Origin of the sequence: Lentilactobacillus rapi DSM 19907 = JCM 15042 (assembly GCF_001436255.1) — a bacterium.
GTDB lineage: Bacteria > Bacillota > Bacilli > Lactobacillales > Lactobacillaceae > Lentilactobacillus > Lentilactobacillus rapi.
Genome location: NZ_AZEI01000002.1, coordinates 1 through 20621, shown reverse-complemented (window position 1 = coordinate 20621; position 20621 = coordinate 1). Strand labels below are relative to the sequence as shown.

General features: G+C 43.3%; 19 protein-coding genes. 3 read left to right on the top strand and 16 right to left on the bottom strand.

Annotation, left to right across the window (positions count from 1 at the left end; translation table 11 throughout):
* Positions 1-16: 16 nt before the first annotated feature.
* The 8 genes from murG to FD12_RS00155 form a co-directional block, all read right to left on the bottom strand.
* Positions 17-1108: an undecaprenyldiphospho-muramoylpentapeptide beta-N-acetylglucosaminyltransferase gene (gene murG, locus FD12_RS00190; protein WP_056981007.1), complete on the bottom strand. Its 1092-nt coding sequence runs from the start codon at positions 1106-1108 to the stop codon at positions 17-19.
* Positions 1108-2487 (bottom strand): UDP-N-acetylmuramoyl-L-alanine--D-glutamate ligase, encoded by a 1380-nt coding sequence (gene murD, locus FD12_RS00185; RefSeq protein WP_056981004.1) that lies wholly within the window; start codon positions 2485-2487, stop codon positions 1108-1110. The genes murG and murD overlap by 1 nt, the downstream gene beginning before the upstream one ends.
* A gap of 76 nt (positions 2488-2563) precedes the next feature.
* Positions 2564-3523 (bottom strand): phospho-N-acetylmuramoyl-pentapeptide-transferase, encoded by a 960-nt coding sequence (gene mraY / locus FD12_RS00180; protein WP_054748169.1) that lies wholly within the window; start codon positions 3521-3523, stop codon positions 2564-2566.
* Positions 3524-3546: 23 nt separating this feature from the next.
* Positions 3547-5706, bottom strand: coding sequence for a penicillin-binding transpeptidase domain-containing protein (locus FD12_RS00175; RefSeq protein WP_056981002.1), 2160 nt, complete (start codon positions 5704-5706; stop codon positions 3547-3549).
* Complete coding sequence (gene ftsL / locus FD12_RS00170) at positions 5703-6089, bottom strand: cell division protein FtsL (protein ID WP_056981000.1); 387 nt, start codon at positions 6087-6089, stop codon at positions 5703-5705. The genes FD12_RS00175 and ftsL overlap by 4 nt, the downstream gene beginning before the upstream one ends.
* A 22-nt stretch (positions 6090-6111) precedes the next feature.
* A complete protein-coding gene (gene rsmH, locus FD12_RS00165) occupies positions 6112-7059 on the bottom strand; it encodes a 16S rRNA (cytosine(1402)-N(4))-methyltransferase RsmH (protein WP_056980998.1) in 948 nt (315 codons plus the stop codon).
* A gap of 39 nt (positions 7060-7098) precedes the next feature.
* Positions 7099-7524, bottom strand: a complete 426-nt coding sequence (gene mraZ / locus FD12_RS00160) for a division/cell wall cluster transcriptional repressor MraZ (RefSeq protein ID WP_056980996.1) — start codon at positions 7522-7524, stop codon at positions 7099-7101.
* A 246-nt stretch (positions 7525-7770) separates the two neighbouring features.
* On the bottom strand, positions 7771-8154 hold the full coding sequence (locus FD12_RS00155) for a DUF3397 family protein (protein WP_056980993.1): 384 nt from the start codon (positions 8152-8154) through the stop codon (positions 7771-7773).
* A 64-nt stretch (positions 8155-8218) separates the two neighbouring features.
* Between FD12_RS00155 and FD12_RS13335 the strand changes: the two genes are divergently transcribed.
* Positions 8219-8362 (top strand): DUF4044 domain-containing protein, encoded by a 144-nt coding sequence (locus FD12_RS13335; protein WP_225427281.1) that lies wholly within the window; start codon positions 8219-8221, stop codon positions 8360-8362.
* Positions 8363-8547: 185 nt separating this feature from the next.
* Here the strand turns inward: FD12_RS13335 and FD12_RS00150 are convergent, their stop codons facing one another.
* From FD12_RS00150 to yjbM, 6 genes are all read right to left on the bottom strand, one after another.
* Positions 8548-10860, bottom strand: coding sequence for a DNA translocase FtsK (locus tag FD12_RS00150; RefSeq protein WP_054748167.1), 2313 nt, complete (start codon positions 10858-10860; stop codon positions 8548-8550).
* A 43-nt stretch (positions 10861-10903) separates the two neighbouring features.
* On the bottom strand, positions 10904-11416 hold the full coding sequence (locus FD12_RS00145; protein ID WP_054748164.1) for a tRNA (cytidine(34)-2'-O)-methyltransferase: 513 nt from the start codon (positions 11414-11416) through the stop codon (positions 10904-10906).
* A 14-nt stretch (positions 11417-11430) separates the two neighbouring features.
* The gene (locus FD12_RS00140; protein WP_056980991.1) at positions 11431-12282 is read right to left on the bottom strand and encodes a methyltransferase domain-containing protein; all 852 of its coding nucleotides are present in this window, start codon (positions 12280-12282) and stop codon (positions 11431-11433) included.
* Positions 12283-12390: 108 nt separating this feature from the next.
* Positions 12391-13284: an RluA family pseudouridine synthase gene (locus tag FD12_RS00135; protein WP_056980989.1), complete on the bottom strand. Its 894-nt coding sequence runs from the start codon at positions 13282-13284 to the stop codon at positions 12391-12393.
* A complete protein-coding gene (locus tag FD12_RS00130; protein WP_056980987.1) occupies positions 13277-14089 on the bottom strand; it encodes an NAD kinase in 813 nt (270 codons plus the stop codon). The genes FD12_RS00135 and FD12_RS00130 overlap by 8 nt, the downstream gene beginning before the upstream one ends.
* Positions 14067-14720: a GTP diphosphokinase gene (gene yjbM / locus FD12_RS00125; RefSeq protein ID WP_056980985.1), complete on the bottom strand. Its 654-nt coding sequence runs from the start codon at positions 14718-14720 to the stop codon at positions 14067-14069. The genes FD12_RS00130 and yjbM overlap by 23 nt, the downstream gene beginning before the upstream one ends.
* Positions 14721-14935: 215 nt before the next feature.
* Here yjbM and FD12_RS00120 point away from each other — a divergent pair, with 215 nt between their 5' ends.
* Positions 14936-15553 (top strand): DsbA family protein, encoded by a 618-nt coding sequence (locus tag FD12_RS00120; protein WP_225427282.1) that lies wholly within the window; start codon positions 14936-14938, stop codon positions 15551-15553.
* A gap of 153 nt (positions 15554-15706) precedes the next feature.
* On the opposite strand, the gene pepF is transcribed toward FD12_RS00120, so the two are convergent.
* Positions 15707-17518: an oligoendopeptidase F gene (gene pepF / locus FD12_RS00115; RefSeq protein ID WP_054748162.1), complete on the bottom strand. Its 1812-nt coding sequence runs from the start codon at positions 17516-17518 to the stop codon at positions 15707-15709.
* Between the two features lie 37 nt (positions 17519-17555).
* Entirely contained in the window at positions 17556-18689 is a 1134-nt protein-coding gene (locus FD12_RS00110; RefSeq protein WP_056980981.1) for a competence protein CoiA, read from the bottom strand.
* Positions 18690-18846: 157 nt separating this feature from the next.
* Between FD12_RS00110 and FD12_RS00105 the strand changes: the two genes are divergently transcribed.
* On the top strand, positions 18847-20376 hold the full coding sequence (locus FD12_RS00105; RefSeq protein WP_056980979.1) for a gamma-glutamylcysteine synthetase: 1530 nt from the start codon (positions 18847-18849) through the stop codon (positions 20374-20376).
* Positions 20377-20621: the final 245 nt, after the last annotated feature.

Here is a 20621-nt window from a genome sequence, read left to right as displayed (position 1 = left end):
TACCCCCAGCAACTTATTAACGACTAATGGATCTTGCGAGATTTAAAATCTTGTCAGCCGAATCAACGACTCCCAATTTCTTTGAATTAACTGACATTTTCTCACGTTCCGCTGAATCATGCATCAATTGATCAACAGATTTAACTAAACTTTGACCATTTAATTCATCCTGCTTAATCATCAATGCGGCCCCGCGATTAACCAGGCTCATGGTATTCTTTGTTTGGTGATCGGCAGTCACATATGGGCTGGGAATCAAGACAGCTGGGATCCCCAGGGCCGTGATTTCAGCAATGCTGGTTGCCCCTGAACGCCCCACAATTAAGGACACCCGGGGCAACACCTTGGGCATATTATCTATGTAAGGCAGAATTTTGATATTATCGCTGATTCGGACTTTGTCGAGCTGCTCGATAACAGAATCATAGCGTTTCTGGCCAGTGACAAACACAACTTGATAGCTGCGCTTGTTAAAGTCACTGACGGCTTCGATTACTGCATTGTTAATTGCCGGAGCACCCTGGCTGCCACCAAAAATGAGGACGGTTGGCACGTCGTCTTGCATGCCAATTTCAGACCATTTAAAATCACTGTGCATATTAGCAACTTGTTGAGCGCGAGGATTGCCGGCAAAGACCACTTTCTCTTTTGGAAATTGATCAGCTGCTTCATGGAACCCGATCGCAATTTTATCAACGTAACGGCTTAAAAACTTGTTGGTGAGGCCAACAGCACTATTTTGCTCATGAATGATCGTTGGAATATGGGCTTTGGCAGCTGCATAAACCACTGCCCCGGAAACGTAGCCGCCAGTGCCGATCACCACATCAGGTTTAAAATCTTTAATGATTTTTTTAGAGGTATGAACACTTTTTAGAAAAAGAGCGACTGTTTTAAAATTCTCAAGCGAAAGGGATCGCTTAAATCCTTGAATCTCCAATTCGACAAACTTAATGCCCTGTTTAGGCACAATCGAACTTTCGAGGCCCCGTCTGGAACCAACATAAAGGACTTCTGAATCAGGCTCCTGTTTCATTAGGTCCTCGATGATCGCAAGGGCTGGATAAATATGGCCGCCAGTTCCGCCACCAGAAATGATTAATCGCATTAATGTTCCTCCTGCTTGTGCGTCAACTTCTCAACATCTTTGATAAATTGATCGCCTCGTTGTTCAAAGGTCTTGAACTGATCCCAACTGGCATTGGCTGGCGATAGCAAAACAATATCGCCCTCATCACTGTCCGCATAGGCTGCTGGAACGGCTTCGTCAAGGTTATCTACCTTTTGAATATGTTCAACTCCAGCTTTTTGAAGTGAATCTTCCAGTAAATCAGCAGTCTCACCAAATAAAACAGCGGCTTTGACATGTTCTTTAAATTGAGGGATTAACTTATCAAAGGTATAGCCTCGATCCAACCCACCGGCGAGTAAGACAACTGGCTTATCAAAGCCTTCAAGGGCCATTTGGGTTGCCTCAATATCAGTTGCCTTGGAATCGTTGTAAAAGCGGCGACCATTCGCTTCAAGAACAAATTGGCAGCGATGGCGAACCCCAGTAAATGTTTCCAAAACATTGGTAATTGCCAAATTTGATTTACCCAACACTTTGGCGGTGGCAATAGCAGCCAGCGCATTTTCAACATTTTGTTTGCCGGGAACTTTGATGTCGTCAGCATTCATAATGAATTCGTCGTTGTAATACAGCTTACCGTTCTTTTCGTATGCCCCATGATCAATTTCGCTGGTTCGGGCAAACGGAACCACCTTGGCTTGACTGCGATGGCTTAATTGGCGCCACTCGTCAGAATCAAAATTTACCACGAAGAAATCTTCCGGGGTCTGATTCATCGTGATCCGCATCTTGGCATTCACGTAATTTTCCCGGGTCTTATGGTAATCCAAGTGATTAGAAAAAATATTGGTCAAAACGGCAACGTGGGGGTGGAGATTTTTAATTCCCAGCAACATAAAGCTGGACAATTCCATCACAATTGTGTCATCGGCAGTTGCCTTTTTAGCGGTCTCAGTCGCGGAAATGCCAATATTCCCAGCAGCGTAGGCTTGGCCTTTTTGCCGTTCTTCATTCAAAATCTTGGTAATCATCGTCACCGTCGTCGTTTTACCATTACTTCCGGTAACCCCCACAATTTCGGCATCGGTAATCTGGGCGGCCAACTCAACTTCAGTGATGATTGGTAAATGGTGATTAACGGCCGAGTTTACAACCGGGTTGTCATAAGGGATTCCCGGATTCTTAACCATCAGATCAAAGCCACGATCCAAAATATCTGCGGGCTGTTCACCAGTGAGCGTTTCAATCCCACGGTCATTGAGCTCTTTAACTTCGGGCAACTCGCTGGCTGGCTTAGAGTCGCTCAGCGTCACTGTTGCCCCGAGTTCCTGCATGGTTTCTGCTGCGTGAGTGCCACTTTTACCGGCACCCAATACTAATACTTTTTTATTTTTATAATCATCAATAGATTTCATCGTCAATTCCCTCATTCAAAGTTATTTCAGTATAGTCAAAGAGGCTGGATACAAAACAGCCGTTTTGCTCCAACCTTTAAACAATCGTTATGATACTTGCAGCTGCTGCAATCAAGGCAATCGACCAAAACACAATGTCGATCTTCCACTCATTCCAGCCGAGCATTTCAAAATGATGATGAATCGGTGTCATCTTGAAAACCCGTTTGCCGGTGAGCTTGAAAGAGGCCACTTGAATCATAACGCTGGCTGTCTCACCTACATAAATGATTCCGATAATGAGCAATGAGAATTCATGGTGAACCAAGATCGACACGCAGGCAAGTGCAGCCCCAAGTGCCAAGGAACCCATATCCCCCATGAAAATCTTTGCCGGTTTGTGATTAAAGATAAAGAAGCCTAACAGGCCACCGACAATGGTGAAACAGAAGACAGCGACTTGCATTTGGTGCTGGTACAATGCAATGATGCCATAAGCCCCAAACGAAATGATGCCGAGACCAGCAACTAACCCATCCAAGCCGTCGGTCAGGTTGACAGCATTTGAAAAGCCAACCAACCAAAAAACAATGAACAGAATGTACCAGTATGACACACTTAAATCGTGGGCAAACGGAATTTTGAAAGCCATTGGAAAACCTTCATGAAGATAAACCAACGAAAAGACAATCGCGGCCACGATTTGACCCAAAAATTTCTGCCAAGCTTTCAAGCCTTCATTCTGACGCTTGAACAACTTAATGCTGTCGTCCCACATACCAATTAATCCATAGGCAATCAAAACAAACAGTAAGATTAACAGAGTCGGATTTAAAATGTGTTGGATCCAGCCAAATATCAAATCAGTTAAAACGGTCGCAATGATAAACAGGATACCGCCCATGGTGGGAGTTCCCGACTTCTTCTCATGCCAAGTCGGACCTTCTTCTCGAATCATCTGACCCTCATGCTTGCTTCTAAAGTACTTGATTAGGCTTGGCATAAACAAAGCCGTAATTATAAATCCACTTAATAAAGGTATCGCCCAATTAATCATTATCCCGTTAACCCATCCTTAACCTATTCAAAATTTACTTTTAGTGTTTCTTTTCCATTAATCGATTGAGAGAAATTAATACTTTGGCTGTTGGCGTAGCCCGTTCCAGTTGACTGCAATTTCATCCCAGTCATTTCACAGAGCTTCTGAACGTCAGCCTTACTCCAACCAATAATTCTCGGCATCTTCCAACCGCCGTTAGTCAAAATGAAGACGCGGCTTTGTTCATTAATCTTTTCACCAGCCACTGGCGATTGCTTGGTCACCGTGCTGCCACTTCCAATTGTCACAACATCGAACCCTTTTTCATTCAAAGCTCGTTTAGCTTGCACCGTTGTGTTGTATAGAACGGAAGGCATTGTCTTTTTAACCGCAGATTGCTTGGTGTTCGAGTTTTGCAAAGCTCTGGTAATCACTGGTTTGAAAATTTCTGCCAATAATTGGGTGGCAGTTTTGGTTCCAGTGAGTTGTGGTTGCTTCATCGTGATAAACATCACGTACCGTGGATTATTTGCCGGTACCATTCCAGCAACAGAGTACAGGTAGCTATCATCACCGGAAGCATAGCCCCCATATCCGTTACTGACTTGAGCAGTCCCGGTTTTAGCGGCAATTCGATAACCCTTGATTTTATAGTCTTGGCCAATTCCGTAACTCTTATAAACCACATCCTGCATGTGTTTGCGAACCTTTTTGGCTGTTGCGGCACTGATTGGGTGCCCAACGACTTTTTTGCCATACTTTTTGATCGTCTTACCATTGCTGGGATTCGTGATTTTTGAAATAAAGTACGGCTTCACCATTGTACCATTATTTGAAACAGCAGTTAATGCCTGCATCATCTGCATGGTCGTGACTTCGATCCCTTGACCAAACGACGTATCAGCCTGTTCAATTGGGTAATTAAATTGAATCCGCCCACTTAATTCGCCCGGCAATCCAGAATTAGTTGACTTCAAGAAACCAAATCGTTGAATATACTTCTTCCAAGTCTTCGGCCCCATTTGCTGTTCAAGGTGGGCCATGGCAACGTTACTTGAAAGGGCAAACCCCTTGTTGAATGTAATGTAGCCCCAACCAGCCGGATCCCAATCAGGAACAATCTTGCCGTCAATCGAATAACGACCAGATTCGTATGTTTCATTTCCGTTGAAGTGCCCAGAGTTAATCGCAGCTGAGAGGGTAAACACCTTCATCGTTGAACCAGGTTCATACGTATCAGCAGTGAGTGTATTGGTCCAAGCCTTGTTAATCCCCTTGAGAGTCGAGGCATTAAACGTTGGCCGTTGAGAAGCAGCAACAATCTTGCCAGTCTTAGCGTCCATCAATACAGCATTCATTCCCGCTGGATGAACTTGGGAGGCCACTGAATTCATTTCACTTTCAAGCAGCGTTTGAATTCGGGAATCAATGGTCGTGTAAATATTATCGCCATTTTGGACCCGTTTTTCTTTCTGCTTTCTACCTGGCAGTTTATAACCATAGACATCGTATTGAGCATCCTTATACCCATTCTTGCCGGCCAGTACTTTGTTAAAAGCCTTCTCAATTCCCATTTGGCCAACGAGATTTGTGCCACCAGTCTTTTTGTTGTTTTGAGAAGTTGCGACCCCAATCAGATTAGACGAAAAGACCCCGTTTGGATAGAGTCGGGCTTGTTGCTGGACAAAATCGATTCCCGGAAGATGTTCTGCTTCGATCTTCTTCTTGGTAATCAAGGAAATATTGGTTCCAGCGCTACCGAACTCAACCTGAAACGGTTGTTTATTTTTTGGAGACAGAATTTTCAAGGCTTTCTTTTCGGAAATTGGTAAATATTTGGCCAAAATCCTGGCAGTCTTGTCCTTATTCACCACATAAAGTGGCTTGTCATTTAAACCGCGCTGGCTTTTATCCAAGACGGCATAGAGCGAATATGTACTTGTATCTTCTGCAATTGGGTTCCCATCAGCATCATAAATAGTCCCACGCCTAGCTTTAAGGGTCTGGGTCTGGGTATAGAGTTTTTGGGCCTGGTCGTTAAGATTAACATTCTTAACATTTTTGCCAACTGCAATAACGAGAAGCCGCGTTGATAAGAAGACGAACACGCCCACAAAAAAAAGAAGGAGAAACTTTCCCACTATCCTTCGATTCCAAGCGTCGCCCTTTTTACCTGCGGAATGGTTAGATGAACCTTTCATTTGGTAACATTCCTTATATTAGCGTTTTTAAGTGACATATTACCCTGCTTGGCAACCTTTTCTAACCGGCTGCTGCTTTGAAGCTCTCCAATTTGTTGATTCAAATTCGTATTATCGTTACGCACATTGACAATTTGGGTGTCAACATGCTGGAGCTGATGTTGCGCATTCGACAGGGCAATTTTTGACGATACAACTAATAACATTAACACAGTTAAGATGACACTGCCACTCACAATCAGTAGCTTTTCAAAAGGGGAAATCTGGAGCTTAGTGGCGACATGAACCTGTTTGGTGGCAACTTCATCGGGTGTCTGTTCCGGCGACGAAACGTAAGTCTTTGGTTCTTCAGCAATATTACGAGCTAAATTATTTTGTGCCATAATTATGTATTCTTCCTTTAGTTTATTTTTTGATTCGCTCAATTATCCTTAATTTTGCACTGTGAGAACGGTGATTCTCTTCTAGCTCAGACTCACTCGGGGTAATTGGCTTTCGCGTAATACTTTTATATTTTGGCTTAATACCTTCTGGAATAATCGGTAAGTTTGGTGGTAATTCAGGCAACGACGTCTTCTCCCGAAACATGGTCTTAACCAGCCGGTCCTCTAATGATTGGAAGGTAATCACACTAATTCGGCCGCCAACAGCCAGCAGGTCAATTGCCTGTTCCAACGAATCTTCCAACGCAGACAGTTCATCGTTCACCGCGATCCGAATCGCTTGAAAGACTTTCTTGGCTGGATGGCCGCCGTGGCGACGAGCTGCAGCCGGGATTGCCTCCTTGATCACTTCGACCAACTCGTCCGTCGTATCAATCGGCTGGCTCTCTCGCCGTTTCTCAATCAGTCTGGCAATTTGTTTTGAAAACCGTTCTTCGCCGTAGCGATAAAATATCCGAACTAATTTTTCATATGGCCATTCGTTCACGACTTTCCACGCATCCACTGGATTGTTTTGATCCATCCGCATGTCCAAGCGGGCATTGAACCGGTAACTAAAGCCGCGGCCAGCTTCATCAAATTGCGGTGAAGAAACCCCCAGGTCGTACACAATGCCATCAATTTCTGTGACTCCGAGTTCTTGGAGGGCAGCAGTCAAATGCCTGAAATTATCATGAACTAATGTTAATTTGTTGGCAGCAATAAATTTCTTAAGGTGCTTTTCATTGTAGGCAATCGCTTCTTCGTCCTGATCAAAAGCGTAAAGATGCCCAGTTGTTAGTTGTTCTAATATTTTGGTGGAATGGCCCCCACCACCCAGTGTTGCATCAACATATGTACCGGCCGGATTAATGTTCAAACCCGCGACCGCTTCATTAAGTAAAACGGTTACATGCTCAAATTTTGGCATCAGACCACCCCCTCATTCGCTATTAGTTTATGATGCTTGTTAAAAATCAATCATATTTTCCGCAATTTCATTAAAGTTCTTTTCAGCATCGTCACTGAAATCGTTCCAGCGGTCATCACTCCAAATTTCAAAGCGATTTGAAACGCCGACGACCACACATTTTTTCTCAATTTGGGCGTATTTCCTCAATACATTAGGAATATTGATTCGCCCCTGTTTATCAAATTCGCACTCAACTGCCGCCGAGAAGAAAAACCTGGTAAAGTATCGGGCATCCTTCTTGTTAACTGGCAGATTGTCGATTTTATCCTGAATCTTTTCCCATTCAGCCATTGGATAACCAAATAGGCATCCGTCCATCCCTCGGGTCACAACAAATTTATCACCGAGATCTTGACGAAATTTTGCGGGGATAATAATTCGTCCTTTGGCGTCAATATTATGTTGATATTCGCCCATGAACATAGAATTATCCCCCTTTTTTCAGCTTGCAATCACATTCTACCACAATTCCCCACTATCAACCACAAGCCCTCCATTTTTGTAAAAATAATGTTATATAGTGATTTAATGCTTTCAATTAAGGGCTCAATCCCTTGACCCATCAAGGATTATGACAGATGGGGGCTTTTCCCCATTTTTAGTCAAAAAAAGAACAACCGCTCCGAAAAGCCATTGTTCATCCCGATAAAAATGATTTTAAAAATTAAATTAAAATTTTCCGATGATAATATAGAATCCCACCACAATCCAACACAAAAATAACAGCAAATCACTAAATCGCCAGAAAAAGACAAAGAATTTTTTGTAAGTTAGCGTCTCATCAGTAAAAATCTTCCATAACAGTATCATTAAGCACAGGCTGAGCCAGACGATGACCACTTCTGGAATATAGGACTCCGCAAGGCTGTTTCGACTGATCTGATGAATGAAAACTAATAATACAGGCGGCCAAAGATCCAGTGGGGCAATTCTGATGTGGGATTTAAAGGGCGCACTTTTCTTCAGCGCCCGAATAAAACCGGCAATCAAAATTAAGATGACAAATTGAAGCAGAAACGTGATGATAGCAGTCATCCACGGATACAAGTGCATGGTACAACCCTCCTGACTTTGACAAAACGTATTGCATTGAATCATAATGATAGTTAAACTGTTTATGGAATACATTGAGAAAGTGGTGCAAATATTGGCGCGTAAAAAGAGAACTCGATTTCAAAAAATTACATTAGTTTTTGTTTGGATTATGATTATTGCAACGATTGGTTCATTGGTTATTTCGGCAATCATGACATTTGTATAAAATGGCACTGGTTGAAAATCGCTGAACCATTAGCGATTTGAACTTTTCTAGAGGCCACTCCTGAATTTGGCGTGTGTAGAAATGCCGATTTCGGGATTTTGGCTTTTCAGGGTCCGTTTTAACAGTCGAATAAGGCCGCAGGCTGGAGACAATTAAATTTGTCCCAGCTTTTTTTCTGTCTCAAGCTAAGACTGTTTCTCTTTATAAACCTGCCGCGGCCGTGACCCATCCTGTGGACCGATATAGCCCTTGTTTTGCAAATCATCGATTAACCTTGCAGCCCGGTTGTATCCAATTCTAAAGTGACGTTGCAATAATGACGTGCTGGCCTTTTGCTGATCAACCACAAAATCCAAAGCATCTTGGAATAATTCATCTTCCGAATCGGCCTGATCTTCTTGCTTAATCTCCTCATCGCTAACCATCATCGATTCATCATAATCTGCTGATTGTTGGTCAGTAATGAACTTAACCACTTTGGCAACATCTTGATCAGGGATAAACGCTCCCTGAACTCGAATGGGCGTATTTGAGTCAATTGGTAAGAATAGCATATCGCCACGTCCCAAAAGCTTCTCAGCCCCGTTCGTGTCGATAATTGTCCGTGAATCGATCCCGCTGGATACCGCAAACGCAATTCTTGACGGCACATTCGCTTTGATCAAGCCGGTAATTACATCAACGGATGGTCGTTGAGTTGCTAAAATCATATGGATACCAGCGGCTCGGCCCATTTGAGCCAAACGAATAATTGCCGCTTCAACATCGTTTGAAACGGTCATCATCAAGTCGGCTAATTCATCCACAATTACCACGATATAAGGCATTGGTTGAATTTTGGTGTCATTCTCTTGATTGTTTTTGGCGACAAAATCGTTATAGGTGCTGATTTTTCGTTGCCCGAATTTTGCGAACAACTCGTAACGATTTTCCATTTCAGAAACAACTTTTTGAAGCGCCCTGGCCGCTTTCTTGGGTTCAGAAACCACCGGACTCAGCAAATGAGGAATGCCGTTATAAACGCCCAATTCAACTTTTTTGGGATCAATCAGCATCAATTTTACCTGACTGGGCTTGGCATTGAGCAAAATGCTTGTGATAATCCCGTTAATCGCAACGGATTTCCCACTTCCGGTTGAACCGGCAATCAGTAAATGCGGCATCTTGGTTAAATCAGCCGTGATCACATTCCCATTAACGTCCTTACCAAGTGGTACCTGCAGCAAATGACCGTGGTTATCTGGCTGATGTTCGACCACGTCCCGAAAGGAAACTGTGGCAATTTTCTTATTTGGCACTTCAATTCCAATGAGTGATTTACCAGGAATCGGGGCTTCAATTCGAATATCTTTGGCCGCCAGAGCCAACGCTATATCATCCGACAAATTCACAATTCGGCTTACTTTAACCCCGATGTCTGGGTGCAATTCATATTTGGTGACAGACGGGCCTAAGCTAACATGCTTAATTTCTGCTTTCACACCGAAACTGTCCAACGTCTTTTGGAGCACCTTGGCATTATGATCAATTGACTTAAGCTCACTTGATTGATCGCCTTGGGGAATTTCTGTCAGCAGCTCTTTTGTTGGCAACTTATACGAATCATCCTCTTGAACATCGACCAAGTCAGTTTCAGACTTTGGTTCAACCTCATTCTTTTCAGTCGCTTTGGCGGATTGGCTTTCCGGATCGGGCGTCGTTTGTTTTGAAACCGGCATCCCAGAAATGGTAATGGCAGAAGTCGAGAATTTTTTGGACTCAGCCTGATCAGGTTCAGTTGGGCCCTTTTCGGCATCCGTCGGCTTAACATCCATTTGTTCAGCGGAAGTGGGGTGTTGTTTAGCCGGTTTGGCCCGCATTGCCTTTGCTTTACCTGCCACTGTCGAAACAGCGTTTTTACAGAAGAGCAGCCCCTTATGGAGACCAACAAATAATTTACCAAACGAAATGTCAAATAAAACAAAGATACCAGAAAGGGCAATCAAACTTGCAATGATGCCAGTTCCAATTTTGCCCAAAAGAATATGGCAAACATCAAAAATGCAAGTGGCAATGATGCCACCGCCAATATTGGAAGTGGTATTAGCAGAAGCCATGTCATCGGTTAATTTGCCCCAGTTGGCAGCGATGAAATTAACTGGCTGGGCCGTTTGGATATATTCAACCAAAGTCAGCCACAGCAAGATTCCAATGACCAGCAGCGTCGTCCCGATCCAATATCGAGGCTTAATCTTTGGTAACTTCGAAAAGCCGGCCAACCAAAAGCCGGCCACAATCATCCCGATGAGCCCCACCGGATACAAGCTGCCAATCAAGATCCGGACCAAATTAATGACCAAAACACCAACAATTCCCGCATGAAACAGGCCCAACAATGCCAGAATTGCCATTACCGCCCCACAGAGATTGCTTGAATACTTAGCTAAAAAGCCCTGCTGTTTGGTACTGGTCTTTCGCGGTTTGCGAGTTGTTTTCCGACGCGTTCGTTTTGTCGCCATACGTGGCATTCCTCCTTTCTTCAAGAATGACTGGTGCTTGCTTTTATTTTAACTTGTCATGTTCATACTTGTGAGTCCGTTCAAGGTGATTAAACCCTTGCTGCCGCAACACTTCATAAATGACGATAGCACAAGTGTTTGAGAGATTAAGTGCCCGAATATGGTCATCATCTTGAGGGATGCGAATCGCCTTTTCAGGATTCTGACGCATGAATGGTTCCGGTAGGCCCGTGGTTTCTTTGCCAAACAACAGGTAATAATCTTGACTGGAATCGGAATAATCAGGATCGGTATAATCCTGGTTTGCAAATTTAGAAACCAAAAACAGGTTTTTAGGATCCTTAACGGTCGCCAAAAATGCCGGTAAATTCTCGTGATAGTTGATTTGAACTTTGTTCCAGTAATCCAATCCAGCTCGTTTCAGGTGCTTGTCATCAATGCTAAACCCGAGTGGTTCAATTAAATCTAAAACGGTGTCCGTCCCTGCACAGGTTCGGGCAATATTACCGGTGTTGGCCGGCATTAATGGTTCAAATAATACAATGTGATTTGTCATGTTGTCCTCCGAAATTAATTAAATTGCTGAGTTAAAATTGAAACATCAACCGTCACTGACTTCATATTTTCGACTAATCGGGTTGCATCCGCATTCTGATTTTTTCCCCAATGAAGTGGGGTCATGATCATCAGTGAGCGCTGCAAGCCGGCTGGAATCTGAAAGGAATAGCGCAACTGGTGGACGGTGGCGTCAGGATAATGCTCGAAAAAGAGATCGTAAACTTTCTGATTTGAATATGAACTGTTGGGCTGATCGGCACCAAATAGCAATTCCCGCAATTCATGAAGGTAGTGACTGTTGGGGATAATCTTAATCAGTTGCCCACCCGGCTTAATTACCCGATTAAACTCATCGTACGCAGAGGGTGAAAATAAGTCGATCACCGTGCTGAAAGCATCATCATTAAACGGCAAATGAGCCAAATCAGCAACGCAAAAGAATGCATCCGCCCCATGTTGGGTCGCTAAGTTAATCCCATCTTTTGAGATGTCAAAACCAACTGCCACATCCTGAGCCTGCCGTAACTTCACCAGCTTAGCCAATGGCGTTCCTTCCCCGCAGCCAACATCTAAAATGGTTTCAGGAGAGCTGTCCAGTCGCTCATAAATCGCTTTGATAATTGGGTCAAACAACCCTGCTTGAAGGATCCGATTGCGGGCAGTCAACATCTCAGAATCATATTCATTATTGGAATGATGCGTGAGAAAATACAGGGTGCCCTTTTTAGAAATATCAAAGCCATGACCATTTGGACATTTCAAACTCGTGCCTTCAACCTGCTGGAATGGTTGGTCACAAATTGGGCAGCGAAAGATGTTGATATTTTGAGTGACAAATTGTGTTCCGAATTCGATTTTTTTCACGCGAAGACCCTCTCCTAAACCAGTTAATTATATCACAGGCAGCAAACTAAGAGCCCCCACCTCACGATTCAACAAAATGACGGTGGAAGCTCAATTTCTAATTTGTAATTAAAATCGATTTAACGTAATAAAACTTTTCATATCACCAGGCAGCGATGATGTACAACTAATTTGGCGATCATTGAATGGATCGTAAAATTCCAAGTGGTAACAGTGCAATGCTTGGCGAGCCATTAAATGATCAGCTGGGTTGTATAGCCAGTCGCCAATCAATGGGTGGCCCAGCGCACTTAAGTGAACCCGAATCTGATGGGTTCTACCCGTGTGCAACTGAAGCCGGACCAAAGTTTGCTTGGGCATTCGATCCACGACCCATCCCTCAGTAATCGACATCTTACCGGAGTCGATAACTTGTCGTTTGACAAATGAGGCTTCATCACGACCAATTGGCAGGTAAACCTCAAAATGGTCGGCAGAAATTCTGCCAGCTGCAATTGCCAAATAAGCTTTCTGAATGGTTCGATCCTTCAACTGCTTATCTAAAACCGAATGGGCAAAATGATGCTTGGCAAAAATTACCAAGCCACTGGTATCTTTATCCAAGCGGGTCACAATGTGAATTTTTTGGTTGGCGTAGCCTTTTCGTTGGTAATAACCCTTCACGCGGTTCACCAACGTGTCTTGCACATACCCATGCGATGGGACTGAAGCAACCCCGGCCGGCTTATCAACCACGAGAAAGTTAGGGTCTTCATGAACAATCTTGATCGGCACCTGCGAGGCGTTGACGTGATCGTTTTCAGGCTCTGGCGGCAAAACAACCGTCACCACATCGTTCTTAGCCAACATTCGGTTCACCAGCGATGCTTGGCCGTTAACCAAAGTTTGGCCGCCATGATACTTGATCTTCTTGAGTAAGGTTCGCGTAATCCCATACCCCATGATGAACGTCCGAACTTTAATTGGGCTATCCCCTTGATATTGCCAAGTAAACTCAGTCATCGGCTTTTGCCCGGCCAATGAAGGAGTTGCTGACCCGCCGCCAAAATTGGGTGTGCCGATACTGAGCAAACGCAATTCGCCGCTTGGAAATTCGGTATTCGATTGAGGCAATCGGTTCAGTGGAAATCACCTGATGATCACATGTCAAAATTGTTTGGCCCGAAGACTTCAAAACAACCTTAATCCACTCATCGGGCGCAATGATCAGCGGTGATCCCAATGTTCGAAAGACCCGGTTATTGATCGAAGAAATTTCGGCCACCTGAATGGCGTTGAGGAGTGGGTTAATAATCGCTCCGCCGACTGATTTGTTATAAGCAGTTGAACCGCTGGGCGTTGAAACACACAGGCCATCCCCCCGAAAACTTTCGAACAATTGATTTTTAATATAGAGATCGGCCACCATGGTCCCGTTAATCTGCTTAAGCGTCGATTCATTCAAGGCCAAGCCGACATCGGCAAGCCCGCCAGTCACGTAATTCACGCGAATATCAAGCAGCGGATAGGTCACACTTTGACCGTTATCATGCTCCAAACTATCAACCAATTCGCTGACTTCATAATCCCGCCAGTCGGTATAAAAACCTAGATGTCCAGTATGAATACCGACCATTCGAATCCGGTCGCTAATGTCTTGATAATGGTGAAATGCGGACAATAAAGTCCCGTCGCCGCCAACGGAAATCACCATTTCGGGGTTCAGGCCGTCCACACTCAGTGACTGAGACTGGTCAATTTCTTGTTTTAAGGAGGTTGCCACGTTGTTCGACGACTCTCCGAGATTACTGTAAATCGCTATTTTCATCTGAAGACTTCCTCAACTTGCCGCCTGATGACTTATTATTGGTTTCTTGAAGCTCATCTCGAATTTCAGACATCTCTTCATCCAATTTAAACGCAGCCTCTGCGGAGCGCTTTAAACGAACTTTCAAGTCATCTGGAAATTCGCCTTGGTATTTGTAATTCAATGAATGCTCGACAGTTGCCCAGAAGTTCATCGCCAAAGTTCTGACTTGAATTTCAGCTAAAATCACCTTTTCTCCTGACAACATCTGAACCGGGTATTCAAAAATGATGTGGTAAGAACGATAACCACTCGGCTTTTTATTGTGGACATAGTCACGTTCTTCTAGAATATTAATGTCGGTCCGTTTTCTCAACAAATCAACAACTTGATAAATATCTTCAACAAACTGGCACATAATCCGCAAGCCAGCGATATCTTCCATATCCTCTTCCAAACGATTCTCGGAAATATGACGTCTGACCATTTTTTCTTTAATACTATCAACGGGTTTAACCCGCCCGGTCACAAACTCAATTGGACTGCGCCCATCAATTTTTAAGAACTGCGCTCTAATCCCACGCAATTTTACTTTTAATTCATCTACAGCTTGTTTGTAAGGTATCAAAAAATTATCCCAATTTTCAACCAAGCTAACACTTCCATTCTATCATGCTCGAGTGAGCACCTTATCCAGTTAAAAATCAAACCGAAGTTAATTTTACCATACTCCACCCCCTTTCCAAAGATTCTAACGTGTCTTTGTGAGCAAATATGTTGTTTTTACTTGAAAATTTGGTATTCTTAGTTAAGTAAATAATTAGTATATTACTTAAAATTGTCGGTTAAAAACTGGAGGGCAATATTGTGTTAGAGATATATTTATTTATTGATCCGCTAAATCGACATTGTTATGACGCCGAAAAAGTAATCAACAAAATTTCGCAACAGCTTAAATCAAATGTCTCGGTTAGATTCTTATCGATGTTAAACCTCAAGATTCTAAACGACCTGACACCCAAACATGATGCTAACGTGCTTGATCACGATCTGCCTTTTAAAATGATTTTGGATACCAAAGCTGCTTCATTTCAAGGCAAACGTTACGGTCGGGAATTTTTAATGGATCTCCAACATGAAATCCTTGATAATTCAGCCGACTATTGTGACGATTTGGTTTTGGAATTAGCGGAAAAAAATGGCTTGGATTGTGATATGTTTCGCGAAGACCGCCGCTCAAGCTTAGCTGAGAAGATGTTCCGATCCGATCAGCGAGTGGCCAACGAAATGTCCGTCAAGACACCATCAAGCACGGTGCTGTTTAACTCGGCTGTTGATAGCAATGGTCTCTTAATTAAAGATTATGACTATAATTCATTGTATAATTTCTGTTCTCGCAGTATCAGCTCCGCAAAGCACTTCGAAGAACTTGCAAAACCAACGCACTCGGATGCAACGGTCGTGCAGTTTGTGAGCTTAAGATAACGATGCAGCGACCAATAAGTTGCCGCAATTACATAAAGGCCTACCATCAGTCATCCTCATTTTGAGTGACTGACGGTAGGCCTTTATTATGATGTGTTGAGTTAGGTAATCGCTGTTTCGGTTTCGTCTAAACAGCGCCAATGACACGTCAACTTACTTCATTGTCAACTTTTCAAACTCATTCAGTCGCTGCTCAAAAATTTCAAACGCATGTTCAAGGTAATCCGGCTTCGTCATGTCCACGCCTGCCTTCTTCATCACGTTGGTTGGGATATCCGAACTCCCCGACTTTAGGAAGTTTAAGTATTTTTCAACGTTGTCTTTGGTGCCATGAACGATCCCATCGGCCAATGTTGAAGAGGCTGCGAATCCCGTCGCATACTGATAGACATAAAAGTTGTAATAGAAGTGTGGAATCCGTGACCATTCCAAACCGATTTCATCGTCAGAAATAACCGCATCCCCATAATATTTATGATTCAAGTCCCGATAATAGTTATCCATAAAATCAGCCGTTAGTGGTTGGCCTTTGGCATCCTGCTCGTGAATATATTGTTCAAACTCCGCAAATTGAGTCTGCCGAAAGACCGTTCCCTTGAAACCATCAAGATAATAGTTCAGAACAATCTTCTTCATTTCTGGGTCGTCCTTAAATTGATCCAGCAAATAATCCGTCAAAATATTTTCATTGGTCGTTGAGGCAATCTCAGCCACAAAAATCGAATAGTCACCATACTGGTAGGGTTGATTGTGAGCGGAATAGTAACTGTGCATACTATGGCCGGTTTCATGAATCAACGTATACAAATTATCCAGGTTATCCTTCCAATTCAATAAAATGAACGGGTTGGTATCATATGTGCCAGAGGAATAGCCACCAGATCGCTTGAACTGATTTTCAACCACATCAATCCAGCGGTGATCAAATTCTTCCTTCACATGGCTCACATAATCCGGTCCCATCACCTGCAATGCATCCAAAGCAATCTCTTTGGAGCGGTCAAACGTGTACTTGGGCGACTTCTTGTCCACCAATGAGGTATACAAATCATACATATGCAAGTTATCTAAATCCAGAATCCGTTTGCGTAACGCCACGTAGCGATGCAGCAAGTCCAAATGGTTATTCACCACGTCAATCAGATTTTGATAAACGTTGGTTGGCACTTCATTGGCAGCCAGCGCAGCTTCGAGGGCACTGTTGTATTTTCGTACTTGGGCCTTGAAATTATGGTTCTTAACGTTTGTGGTCAAAGTTGCGGCCAGTGTGTGCTGAAATTGACCATAAACTTCGTATAATTTCTTAAAGGCTTGCTTGCGAACAGCCTGACTGGTTGATTCCAAGAGAATGCCATAAACGCCTTGGGATAACTGAACCTGATTGCCATTATCATCCGTCACAACTGGGAATGGCAAATCAGTATTGTCGAGAATGCCAAACGTTTTTTCACCAGCTGAGAAAATATCGCTGGCACCGGCGAGGACTTTCTCCACGTCGTTGCTCAAAATGTGACCACGCTTTTCAAAGGTCTGGTCAAATAAACGCTTATAATCGCTTAATTTTGGTTCCTGATCATAATACTGTTTCATTGTGCTTTCAGATAACGTCAATAATTCAGGATCGAACCATGAAACCGCTGCGCCAAATTTAGCAACCATTGATTCGACCCGTGAAAACATCGCTTGATATTTGGTTTCACTGGTATCTTGATCATTTTTCAGCTGGGCATATACATATACTTTTTCCAACTTTCGGTTCAAATCCAGATAAAGGCCAGTCGCCTTCAACAGGGCATCGGCACCATTTTCAAGGCTTCCAGCAAGTTGCGCAATCACTGGTAATTGGTCTTGAACAGCTGAAAAGTCTTTTTCAAAATCAGCATCCGTTTTGTAAACAGTGGTTAAGTCCCAAGTTAATTTCTCAGGGACATCTTTTCTGAGAGGTAATTTTTGCGTATTAGCCATGTGATCCTCCTTTAAACATTCGATTGTTTCAAGGTTATCACATTAAATGGCCGCTCGTCATGATAAAGCGTCGTTTTTGGTCATACCCAGAGAACCATTCGGGCTGACGGATAATTTTAATCCCATCAATCGTGTGCCGGACATACCCTTGTGTTCGCAGCGCAATAATGAAATTAGTGAATTCAATTTGAAAAAAGCGGACGTAATTATCCACTTGGGCCATTTGACGGCCAAATAATTTTACTGACTGGACAAATAGGTCGTTCAACTGATCATTGGAGGCGTCAGATTGCCCCGATTCAAACAATTGTAAGACCAGCCACACTTTCCAACAGAGAATCGTTCGTTTGAAAAGTGGCACGCCCATCCCCTGCTTGCTGTGGCAAATCATCGGGCAGCCGACAAATATTCGTCCGCTTGCATAACAGCGCGTTACCATATCTCGATAGGTAGCGTTTTTGAGCACAATACTCTGCTGAATGCGTTTTAGTTGATTTAACAGGGAGGTCCGATTCTTATTCAGTGAAATCGCGGTTGTTGCCGGTTGTTTGTAACCCTTCACGAATTTCAAAATCGCGGCCAGCGTCGAAAAATTCCGGGCCTGACTCACAATTTTACCTGCCAATTCCCGCAACTGAAAATATAACCAAAACTGATTATTGGCAACGGAATAAAATATGATGTAAAAGCCTAATTGCGGGTGGAATCTCGCAAACTTGGCAACCGCCTCTGAACGTAAAATTCCAGTTCGCCGGCGATCGCCAAGAATCCAAATCACATCATAGCCGAGGGAGCGGTAATTCCGTGTCCGCCGGGCGATTTCTGAAAACGAAATTGGACTGCATTGATACTCTAGCACTAACTGATCGTCCGGCAAAAAAACATCTGCGCGCTGTTCAATCGACATCATGGTTGCTTCGATTTCAACCGGATGCCCCATCGCTTCGACCTGCTGTTTAAACATCAATTTCCCTTTCAAATGCGTCTGACTTTCATTTTCACTAAAGCCAATGCAGTCTACTTTGGATTTATGGCTAAAGTGGGGAATTCGATATTGTCCATGCTTATAAATCACTGGTTGCCGGCAACACGGGCAGATAAAATCATCCTGATCGTGATTTCCAACCGAAGTGGCTGACACCAATTGATTATGACTCATTGCTACTATCATTTCATCACCTTCTATAGTTTAAATACGGAAAGCAAGTCGCAGATCTCGAAAAAGTTTACGAAATCGCGAAGATTTTAGCGAATTGGTGTCTATTACTACCATTTGAGTCAAACTTGGTTATAATTATGAGTAAATTAATCTGGTTGGGAGACTAATGATGCTTAAAAATTTACTCGCATACATCAAAGAAGAGGGCGTCGCCGAGCAACTTTATCATAGTTTAGTTGGCGTCGAAGTTGAGGAACACCGAATTGACAGCAAAGGAAAGCTAAGTCAACTGCCCTACCCCGATAATCTGGGGTCCAGAAAATACCATCCCTACCTGCAGTCCGACTTCTCGGAATCAATGAACGAACTGATTACCGATCCAAATCCCAATATCGGCGGTGTTCTCAACCAACTTGACACGTTACAAACCGTTCTTTATCGATCAATCGCCGATCAGGAATATATTTGGCCGTTAAGTATGCCACCTGCCTTGACCAGTGAGGATACCGATTTTATCAAAGCTCACTTTGGCCGCCCAGCCTATCAAAAATATCGTGACTATCTCACCGAAAAATATGGCGTTTCCCACAAAATTATCACAGGCGTTCACGTTAACTTTAGTATTCCAGAACCCGTTGTTAATCGGCTCTACACTCATTATGAAGACCAATTTAAAAGTCTAGTTGAATTTAAAAATGCGTTGTATTTACAATTAGCTCAAAACATTGTGCTTCATCGCTGGTTAATTACATACCTGTTTGGGGCCAGCCCAATTACCGAAAAAGGCTATCTGAACGATGTCGTGCCAACGTTGGTGGATCACCCCGTCCGGAGCATTCGAAACAGCATTTACGGCTATGTGAATAATCCGGAAGATCACGTCGACACAACCATGTATTCCAGCCTCAACCATTACATTGATACCATCACCAAAGCCGTTGATGATGGCCGTCTATACTCGCCGATGGAATTTTACGGACCAGTCCGTTTTCGGGGTCAAGGCAACTTAAAGGATTATCGGACAAAAGGTGTTTCCTACCTTGAACTACGGATTCTTGACAATACTCCCTTCACGCCCAACGGTATCAGCCGCCATGCAATGTATTTTCTCAAATTTTTCTTGATGTACATGTTAGTGACGCCAGTTGATCCAACTAATCTAAAGCAGGATCTTGCCCAGTCATTTGATGATAATAATCAAGTTGCCTTGGAAATGCCTGACCAACCAACTTTTAAAATGGATGAAGGCATCAAAATATTTGATGAGTTGCTCGCTATGGCTAAATCTTTGCACGCCCACTCTGAACAATTACAGGCATTGGATGATTTCAGTGAAGTGATTACCCACCCGGAACTTACGGCCTCAGCAATGCTCCTGCCCCATATTAAGGACCATAGTTTAATGGCATTTGGGGTGAACGTCGCGAAGAAATGGAAAGCTTCGCGGCTGAACAATCCCACGCTGTTACCTGCCATGGCCAATCTAACCGTGGCCACTCAACGTTTAATCTTTCATGCCATTCGCCTGGGGATCAGATACTACATGGTCCGAGATGAAGATGGCGAAGAACTATTAATGTTGACATACGATAACGTCACCCAAGTGGTTTATTCAAACAAAATTGGTGACCAAGATCCGGTGAAGTATTTATACGACTTATTCCCGGAAATTGAAAAAATGGCATTTGAAGCAAAGTAATCGATAAGATTGGGATGAAGGGCGATTTGATCCCAGAAAGTGGCCGAAGCCGTGACATTAATTTTCAATTGATGATCATTCACTTAGATCGCCCTAGCCACTTGGATAAAAGCTGCGCCAAACGGCTGATCCCGGCAATTTAACAAAAAAGACCAACTATTCCAAAAAATCAGGAATAGTTGGTTTTTTTCGTTAAATTCTGGGATCAAAACGCCTATTCCTATAGAAAGTCAAACTTACTATTT

What these genes read in the sequence shown, in the direction of transcription:
- rsmH (WP_056980998.1), bottom strand. Translation starts at nt 7,059, where the DNA reads ATGCCAAAATTTGAGCATGTAACCGTTTTACTTAATGAAGCGGTCGCG.
- FD12_RS00130 (WP_056980987.1), bottom strand. Translation starts at nt 14,089, where the DNA reads ATGAAAATAGCGATTTACAGTAATCTCGGAGAGTCGTCGAACAACGTG.
- pepF (WP_054748162.1), bottom strand. Translation starts at nt 17,518, where the DNA reads ATGGCTAATACGCAAAAATTACCTCTCAGAAAAGATGTCCCTGAGAAA.
- murG (WP_056981007.1), bottom strand. Translation starts at nt 1,108, where the DNA reads ATGCGATTAATCATTTCTGGTGGCGGAACTGGCGGCCATATTTATCCA.
- FD12_RS00175 (WP_056981002.1), bottom strand. Translation starts at nt 5,706, where the DNA reads ATGAAAGGTTCATCTAACCATTCCGCAGGTAAAAAGGGCGACGCTTGG.
- ftsL (WP_056981000.1), bottom strand. Translation starts at nt 6,089, where the DNA reads ATGGCACAAAATAATTTAGCTCGTAATATTGCTGAAGAACCAAAGACT.
- FD12_RS00145 (WP_054748164.1), bottom strand. Translation starts at nt 11,416, where the DNA reads ATGACAAATCACATTGTATTATTTGAACCATTAATGCCGGCCAACACC.
- mraZ (WP_056980996.1), bottom strand. Translation starts at nt 7,524, where the DNA reads ATGTTCATGGGCGAATATCAACATAATATTGACGCCAAAGGACGAATT.
- FD12_RS00150 (WP_054748167.1), bottom strand. Translation starts at nt 10,860, where the DNA reads ATGGCGACAAAACGAACGCGTCGGAAAACAACTCGCAAACCGCGAAAG.
- FD12_RS00155 (WP_056980993.1), bottom strand. Translation starts at nt 8,154, where the DNA reads ATGCACTTGTATCCGTGGATGACTGCTATCATCACGTTTCTGCTTCAA.
- FD12_RS00105 (WP_056980979.1), top strand. Translation starts at nt 18,847, where the DNA reads ATGCTTAAAAATTTACTCGCATACATCAAAGAAGAGGGCGTCGCCGAG.
- FD12_RS00135 (WP_056980989.1), bottom strand. Translation starts at nt 13,284, where the DNA reads ATGACTGAGTTTACTTGGCAATATCAAGGGGATAGCCCAATTAAAGTT.
- FD12_RS13335 (WP_225427281.1), top strand. Translation starts at nt 8,219, where the DNA reads ATGGAATACATTGAGAAAGTGGTGCAAATATTGGCGCGTAAAAAGAGA.
- FD12_RS00110 (WP_056980981.1), bottom strand. Translation starts at nt 18,689, where the DNA reads ATGATAGTAGCAATGAGTCATAATCAATTGGTGTCAGCCACTTCGGTT.
- mraY (WP_054748169.1), bottom strand. Translation starts at nt 3,523, where the DNA reads ATGATTAATTGGGCGATACCTTTATTAAGTGGATTTATAATTACGGCT.
- murD (WP_056981004.1), bottom strand. Translation starts at nt 2,487, where the DNA reads ATGAAATCTATTGATGATTATAAAAATAAAAAAGTATTAGTATTGGGT.